Here is a 6,886-nt window from a genome sequence, read left to right as displayed (position 1 = left end):
ACAGGATGAGGCTGTCGATGTCGACGCCGAGCTTCTTCGCGTACTCGGGGTCCAGGGCGTGCTCCGCGTCGATGAAGGCGACCGAGCCGCCGAGCTTCTGCGCGTTCGCCACCGCGTGCAGCGTCAGCGTCGTCTTACCGGAGGATTCCGGTCCGTACACCTCCACCACACGGCCACGCGGCAGGCCGCCGACGCCGAGGGCCACGTCGAGGGCGGTCGACCCGGTGGGGATCACTTCGATGGGCTCGTTCGGCCGCTCGCCGAGGCGCATTACCGCGCCCTTGCCGAATTGTCGCTCAATCTGAGCCAATACCAGATTCAGCGCTTTGTCTTGGTCGGCCATGTGCAACCCCACTTCTCATTCTGCGCTCCGCGCGACTGCCGCCCGGAGGATATGACAGCGGGTCCCGACGCGGAGGAGAAAGAGATCGCAAACGCACATGCGTGCAGCGAGGCGCATCTCATCGATATGCGTGTCGCTTGCATACTATCAATAGATCCTCATAGGCGATCGCTGCGCACAGTGCCTCCCGTCGAATCGTCGACGATACCTACGACTTGACCGCGTCCTTTCTTCGTCTTGAAGCGCCCACCTCGATGTGACCGGGATCACATCCCGAGCTGCGCATGACGTGATGGAAAATAGAAGAGCTGGTTCGCAGAGGTTTTGCACGCTCATCCGTATGACTGCGCCGACCTCTGCGCTCCCACACTTGCAGTCCACCGACCGTCTGCGGCCGGGACTGGCAGTGGGACGGCTATACGCCCTGCAACACGCAAGGGGCTCGGCCGAACGCGGCGCCGCACGCACAGGCGAGGGTTGAACAGCATGCAGTTCTCCGAGGGGCAGACACTCATCCACCCCCAGCACGGTCCGGCCACCGTCACCGAGGTCCTCGACCGCTCGGTCAACGGCGAGAGCAGGCGTTACATTCAGTTCCGAATCCACGGGACCGACCTGCGCATCGCGGTTCCGGTGGAAAAGGCCGACGCGGTGGGACTGCGATCGGTGTGCACCGCAGCACAGGTCCAAGAACTGCTCGACGTCCTGAGGGCTCCCGCATGTGAGCAGGAGGAGACTTGGCCGCGGCGCTTCAAGGCCAACAGCGAGCGACTTCGGATCGGCGACCTTCTGCTCACTGCCGGCGTCGTTCGTGACCTGGTGCGACGTCAGGAGAAGCACGGGCTTTCCATGGGGGAGAAGGACATGCTCAAGCACGCCCGCTCGCCAGTCCTGGCAGAACTCGCACTGGCACTCTCGCTGGCCGACCGGGAGACCGAGGAACTGTTCAACTCGGCCGTCCTCGGTGAACGGCACGTCACTTGAGGGCTCCCCTGTTCTGCCCGTGATGCAGGGTGTCGGGGGCATCCCTCTTCATTGGAGCCGGGTGCCAACCCGCCCCGACGGCTGCACCGTCCGACGGGGCGCCTTGGTCATCTCGGAGGCCGTCACCGCGCTCACCAGCCCGCCGGACAACGGGCGGAATGGACGGAAGAGTGGTTCAGAGGGCACGGCCTGTACCGAATGCGTGGCACGATTCGCTATCCGAAGGCGGCGTAACCTTGTCAAGAAGATCATGGGTAAGCCGTATGCGGGAAAACCGCACGTACGGATTGAAAGGGGGATGGGGAAACGGGCCCGCTGGGCACCGCGCCCCTGACTACCAGTGACCGTCCGCAGCGCTCTTGACGCAGGCCCCCAGGCTCCCGCGCCCAGCATCCGCGCTGCCCAGGCCGACCTGCTCGACGCTCTCCCCGGAGAGCGCCTGTCCGACCTCGACGAGCTGCGCGCCCGAGGCGTACTCGGCACGCGACCGGCCGCGCCCCCGTCCCCGCGGCGGACCCTCGGAACCGGCGGCTACGCCGGCGAGGGAATCGGCTGAGATGTACTTCCCTCCCGGCTGGGTCAGTTCGGCCCAGAGTTCTCTTTCGCCTTCTCTTGCATCGTTCCTTGCACTATCTGTTGCCCCTCTCTCTCCGGGGCGTCGCGTGGGTCGCGGACCGGGCGTCGAGCGCGAGGAGCCGCGTATGGCGGGGGTGATGGAGGTGGCCTTCCGGTGGTGCGGCTGCAGTGAGGAGCGGGTGCGGAGCTTTGCCAACAGCCGACACACCGTCGACGGCACACACGCGGTGGGCCTTCGCGATGGGATGGCGGCCGCGGTCACCGCGTACGCGCGGGAGCAAGGGCTGCTGGCAGCCACGCACCCTGACTTCGGCGCCGATCGGATCGGTGAGGGCCTGACGGCGGTTGTGTCGGTGAAGCTGGACCGTCCCGAGTTCGAGGGCTCCACTCGTGGCGTGCTGGGTAACTCCGAAGTGCACGACTACGTCAGGCAGGCCGTCGAGGACCATCTCGGCAGGTGGCTGCGGGAAGACCCGGAGCGGGCCGCAGCCGGCATCGACCGGATCGTCCAGGGCGTCCGCCGGGACTGACCAACAACGAACCGCCCTGCTGTTCCCGTATGAGAGACCGTCATCAAGGCTGCGACGAGCTACCGCCTCGCCTCTGGAGGCACACTCACACGTCGCGGCGCCTCACGACGAGCACGGCGAGTCGTACGAGTGGAGCCGGTGAAGACCGCGCAGGTCAGGGGATCGTCGCCACGTCGATGACCGAGAACTCCGGATGGGGAGAGGCTGGGAAGCACAGGTCCAGGTAGCGGCCGGGCTGTTGCAGGAACGTCCGGTAGTGCCTGAGCGCGGCTTCCACCGCCCGTCCCACAAGCCGTCCCGCAGCCCGGTCCAAGAGTCATCGTGCTCACGCTCCGTGCGCTGGATCTCGGCGCAGGTGCGCTCGGACAACCCGGGAATTCGACAGGTCCAAGGGTTCCAGACGGGCGGGACCGGATTCTCGGCGCGCAGCGCACCAGGCTGTCTACGCGGCATGGGCCTTTCGGTTGGTCATCCTGCTCGCGGTCAGGCCCAACAGGCCTTGCGGCCCTCACCGCCCCGGCAGACTCGCACCATCCGATCTTCCCGGGTTGCGTTCGCCGACACCCTACTTGTCGGACAGAGCCTCGATGAACAGCAGCCCACACCCCGAATGGTCCGGATCTTGATCGTGCGGCGTTTTCCTTGGAATCGGTTCCGCTCGCAGGCGCAGGCGCAGGCACAGGCGGCGTTCGTCAGCGGGCGAGGATCAGCTCGCCTCCGCTCGCGCGGAGCAGATCCGGCGGGGGCGCGCTGCTACTCAGCCGCAGTCTCCCGTCCCTCACCTCACCACCGCCTGGCTCGAACGCCAGACCCGAGCCTGGACACGACGGCACCGACCGTCTCGCCATCGCCCAGGACATGTACGAGAGACGTCTCGGCCGAGGCGTCGCCACCAACGGCACCAACCTGAACAAGCTCCGCGGAATGGAAGGCCGACGCGTCAAAGCGCACTACCAACTCCTCGGTGCGGTGGCCTTCACCGCCTGGCGTGGCGGCACTCCTCCTGCGCTCGCACTCCTCGTCGGCGGCGGACAGGTAGCGCCTGTGGCCTCTATGTCACCGCTGTGGGCGCCTACACCAACGGACTGGCGGTGGGCAAGCCTCGGGCCTGCCGACCGGCGCTGACTGTTTCACCGGTGGACCGGCGGGCTGTGGAGGCCAGTTCGGTCAACGGGGCATCCGCTCCGGCTTCGAAGGAGTCCAACCTTTCCAAGCCCGTGCCGGCGGATGCCTCGTCTCGAACACGAAACGGCCATCTCGGCCTCAACATCAGTCCGGTGCCGAGCCCGGTACAGCGCGGCCTGGTCCAGGCGATTGGCGGCCGCGACGCTCTCGGTCACTTCGGGCGGCGCGGCCGCCACCCGCACCGTCACGGCCCCCATAGCACCGGGGCTGCCGAGCGTCGGCATCCTCATCCACCAACTCCTGGGAATGTGAGGTGTCGGGAGTTCGAGAAGTTCGGGTTCGTCGTTGGCGACGCGGCGTGACAGCAGCTGACGGCCGCCCTCGTCGATCATGACGCAGCGGTGGTGGGTCTTGCCTGCGTCAATGCCGGCCCAGATCGCGGTCGAGTTGTGCCTCCGTACGGTGTGGTGCTGGTGCCCCGACGGACGACCTCGCTGTCGAGTCCCAACGGAGCGATCATTCGCAATTCCTGATTGGCAGCCGAGTCGTCGTGGGACGTCGGGCGGCCAATCGATGCCAGCCACAGTCGGCAGAAGGTTGAAAGCCACACCCGACGTCCCTGAGCATACGAAGGGCTGGCCCGGTCCAGTGAAGAACGGAGGGAAGGGTGAGCGATGGGGTGTTGCGTCCCCAGCGGAGCGCGGGGTACGAGGCGATCGGGAATACCGGGTGTGCTCACCGGGTCAACGTGAGCAGTTCGTCGATCGCCGGTTTCTCACCGCCGTCACCGAGGTGGGCGATGGCCGCGAACGGCGCGATCACCCGGCTCCAGGCATGGAGCCGGTCGCCATCGAGCCCGCACGCCGCCGCCACGCGCGCGCAGCGGGTCCCGACGCCCTCCAGTCCGGCACCGGCCACGACGTAGTCCACGGCGTCGAAGCACGGATCACCGACGCAGGCCTTCGGATCGATGGCCATGAGACCGCGCGCGCCGCCGTCGAGCACGTTGCCCAGGTGCAGGTCACCGTGGAGCAGCACGGTCGTCGCCTCCGTGTCCAGCAGCCGTTCACACCGCTGGATGGCCCTGTTCCACGCGGTGACGTCCATCCGTGCACCGATCGCAGGCTCGGACAGCCGCCTGCCGACCCGGGCGAAGGCCTCCTCGCACCGCTCACGCAGCACTCGCGTCGGCTGTGGAGGCGGAGCGACTCCGTGCAGGGCGGCGAGCAGCTCCGACCACTGGCCGGGGAGCGCCGCAGCGGGCATGTCCTCCGCCGGCGTTCCGGGCACGATCTCCTCCAGCACCATGGCGCCCGCCGCTTCGTCGAAGGCCAGCACGGAGGGCACCCGGCCCGAGGCGGCGAACCACCCCAGCATTCCGGCCTGTTCGGCCATGAGGGCCCGTTCCGGACTGATTTTCAGCACCGCGGGCGTGCCGTCGGGCCAGCGGCACCGCAACGCGACCGACGAAGCACCGTCCGGGAGGGGCGCACCGAGCGAAAGTCCCCACCGGGACGTCAGCCTCGCGACGAGATCCGGCGTGTCGGCGCACCATTCGGCGACCTGGGGACCGAATCGGCGTACCAACCGCGTGGTGACGCTCTCCACATCCACCGGCAGTTGTTTCACACGGGTCAGTGTGCCGCTCGCTCGATATTTGTCCACCGCTTTTCCCTCACTCGCTGTGGACGCGTGCCGACGAGCGAGTCGGACCGAAGCGCTACACGAAGAGATCGCCGAGGTCCTTTCCACGATGGGCCTGCGCCTGTCGCAGGAGAAGAGTCTGATCACCCACATCGAGCAGGGCCGGACTTCCTCGGCTGGCACATCCAGTGCCACCGGAAACCGGGCACCGAGAGGTACTACGTCTACACCTATCCCGCCAAGAAGGCCCTGCGGGCCATCATGGGCAAGGTCAAGACGCTGTGCCGGGAGGTCGGTACGAACCAGCCGCTCGACGCCCTGCTGATCCGGCTCAACCCGGCACTGCGGGGCTGGTGCGCCTACTTCCGCCCGGGGGCGTCCTTCGCGACCTTCTCCTACCTGCGCCACTATCTGTGGCACACGGTTTGGCGATGGGTTCAGCGCAAGCACCCCAAAACGGCCTGGAAGAAGATCCGCAGCCACTACGGTGGCCGCGGATCGTGGTGGGCCAGTGAGAACAGGGAGCTGTTCAACCCCATCTCGGTAGGCACCACGCGCTACCGGTATCGGGGAGCGACTACCCCCACTCCCTGGCCGATCACAGGATGAGAACTACCACCACAAAGCCCGTTCGAGGCTTGTGGAGAGCCGGGTGCGTTGCCAAGTCGCATGCCCGGCTCGGGAAGCGGCTCCGGGGAAACGGGCCGGTCGAAACACCAGCACCGCGCCCCGGGCCGACTTCACCAATCGCGTCCCGCACGCAGATCTGACTGCCCCAAGGGCAGCGGGCACCGACGGAAGTCGTCAGCCTGCATCTGAGTAGCGCGCGCTGGGAGGTGGTCTCCCGCGCTGTCGGTGATCGTTTCCCAGTCATCTGTCGGCGCCCGTCAGTCTGTCGGCTGAGGAGGCGGTGGCTGCTGCCCCAGCACGCGCAGCGCGAGCAGCCCTCCGATGCCGGGAATGAAGACACTCCTCTTGGTGCCCGGCCGCGCGAGGGCGGGAGTGAGGAAGACGGCGACGATGACGGTCAGGTAGGCCGTGCCGTGGACCAGGCCGCCCAGCGACGAGATCGCCCCGGTATGCACCGTAAACAGGTTGAGCAGCAAGAGCGTGAGGGATGCAGCTTCAACCGCGGCCGCGATGCGGAGAGTTCGCATACTGATCAAGCTCCCGTCGTGGAACCGGGGCGGACGATCATCAGGACAACAACGGCTGCCCACAGCAGGTTGAACATCCCCGTGGTCATGGAGAGGCGTGCCGTCGACGACCGCAGCTGCGCAATGGCGTCCGTGGCCACGTCGGTGCCTGTCCCCCCTGGGCCGGACGCGTCTGCGGGTTGGGCGAGCAGCCGGGCCTGTCCGGGCAGGACCGAAGTGAGCAGCAGGGCTGCGGCGGCAGCCGTCAGCACGATCGACGTCAGCAGCCAGGCGTCGGTCAGGATGCCCATCCGGGCGCCGGTGGCGACACCGAGGACCGGGACGGCGATGCCGACGACCGTGTACCCACGGCAGATCTTGTGCAGGAAGGCAGTGGTCTGGCCGTTGGGCACCTGCATGTCGCCGCTGGCCGACAGCCTGGCATATCGGGGGAATATCGAGGCCGCGACGGTGATCGGCCCGATCGCCAGGATCGCGGCCAGGACGTGCAGCGAGAGCAGCAGCTTGGTCACAGGGGTCCCTTCATG

At 67.3% G+C, this 6,886-nt stretch carries 8 protein-coding genes and 1 pseudogene; 4 read left to right on the top strand and 5 right to left on the bottom strand.

All coding sequences use genetic code 11. The features are described from left to right. The coding region (locus ABZ622_RS38530) for an ATPase domain-containing protein (protein ID WP_360551477.1) at positions 1-349 on the bottom strand (349 nt) is incomplete at its 3' end. Positions 350-829: 480 nt separating this feature from the next. Between ABZ622_RS38530 and ABZ622_RS38525 the strand changes: the two genes are divergently transcribed. The 3 genes from ABZ622_RS38525 to ABZ622_RS38515 all read left to right on the top strand — a co-directional run bounded on the left by ABZ622_RS38525 (position 830) and on the right by ABZ622_RS38515 (position 2,433). Beyond that, a complete protein-coding gene (locus tag ABZ622_RS38525) occupies positions 830-1,327 on the top strand; it encodes a CarD family transcriptional regulator (RefSeq protein WP_360551475.1) in 498 nt (165 codons plus the stop codon). A 340-nt stretch (positions 1,328-1,667) separates the two neighbouring features. Further along, positions 1,668-1,883, top strand: coding sequence for a hypothetical protein (locus ABZ622_RS38520; RefSeq protein ID WP_360551473.1), 216 nt, complete (start codon positions 1,668-1,670; stop codon positions 1,881-1,883). Positions 1,884-2,028: 145 nt separating this feature from the next. Beyond that, positions 2,029-2,433 carry a hypothetical protein gene (locus tag ABZ622_RS38515; RefSeq protein WP_360551471.1) on the top strand — a complete coding sequence of 135 codons (405 nt, stop codon included), beginning with the start codon at positions 2,029-2,031 and terminating at the stop codon, positions 2,431-2,433. 1,445 nt (positions 2,434-3,878) lie between these two features. Here ABZ622_RS38515 and ABZ622_RS38510 read toward each other — a convergent pair. Together ABZ622_RS38510 and ABZ622_RS38505 are read right to left on the bottom strand one after the other, a co-directional pair. Beyond that, positions 3,879-3,995, bottom strand: a pseudogene (locus tag ABZ622_RS38510) (transposase); the annotation flags it as partial. Between the two features lie 298 nt (positions 3,996-4,293). Beyond that, the gene (locus tag ABZ622_RS38505) at positions 4,294-5,166 is read right to left on the bottom strand and encodes an aminoglycoside phosphotransferase family protein (protein ID WP_360551481.1); all 873 of its coding nucleotides are present in this window, start codon (positions 5,164-5,166) and stop codon (positions 4,294-4,296) included. Between the two features lie 297 nt (positions 5,167-5,463). Here ABZ622_RS38505 and ABZ622_RS38500 point away from each other — a divergent pair, with 297 nt between their 5' ends. Continuing rightward, positions 5,464-5,811, top strand: coding sequence for a group II intron maturase-specific domain-containing protein (locus tag ABZ622_RS38500; protein ID WP_360551469.1), 348 nt, complete (start codon positions 5,464-5,466; stop codon positions 5,809-5,811). A 278-nt stretch (positions 5,812-6,089) separates the two neighbouring features. Here ABZ622_RS38500 and ABZ622_RS38495 read toward each other — a convergent pair whose 3' ends face one another. Beyond that, a complete protein-coding gene (locus ABZ622_RS38495) occupies positions 6,090-6,359 on the bottom strand; it encodes a hypothetical protein (protein WP_360551467.1) in 270 nt (89 codons plus the stop codon). A 5-nt stretch (positions 6,360-6,364) separates the two neighbouring features. Beyond that, on the bottom strand, positions 6,365-6,871 hold the full coding sequence (locus ABZ622_RS38490) for a hypothetical protein (protein WP_360551465.1): 507 nt from the start codon (positions 6,869-6,871) through the stop codon (positions 6,365-6,367). Positions 6,872-6,886: the final 15 nt, after the last annotated feature.

Source organism: Streptomyces sp. NPDC007164 (assembly GCF_040634135.1).
GTDB lineage: Bacteria > Actinomycetota > Actinomycetes > Streptomycetales > Streptomycetaceae > Streptomyces > Streptomyces sanglieri.
The sequence above is the reverse complement of the archived record's forward strand: the minus strand, read 5'-3'. Positions and strand labels throughout refer to the sequence as shown.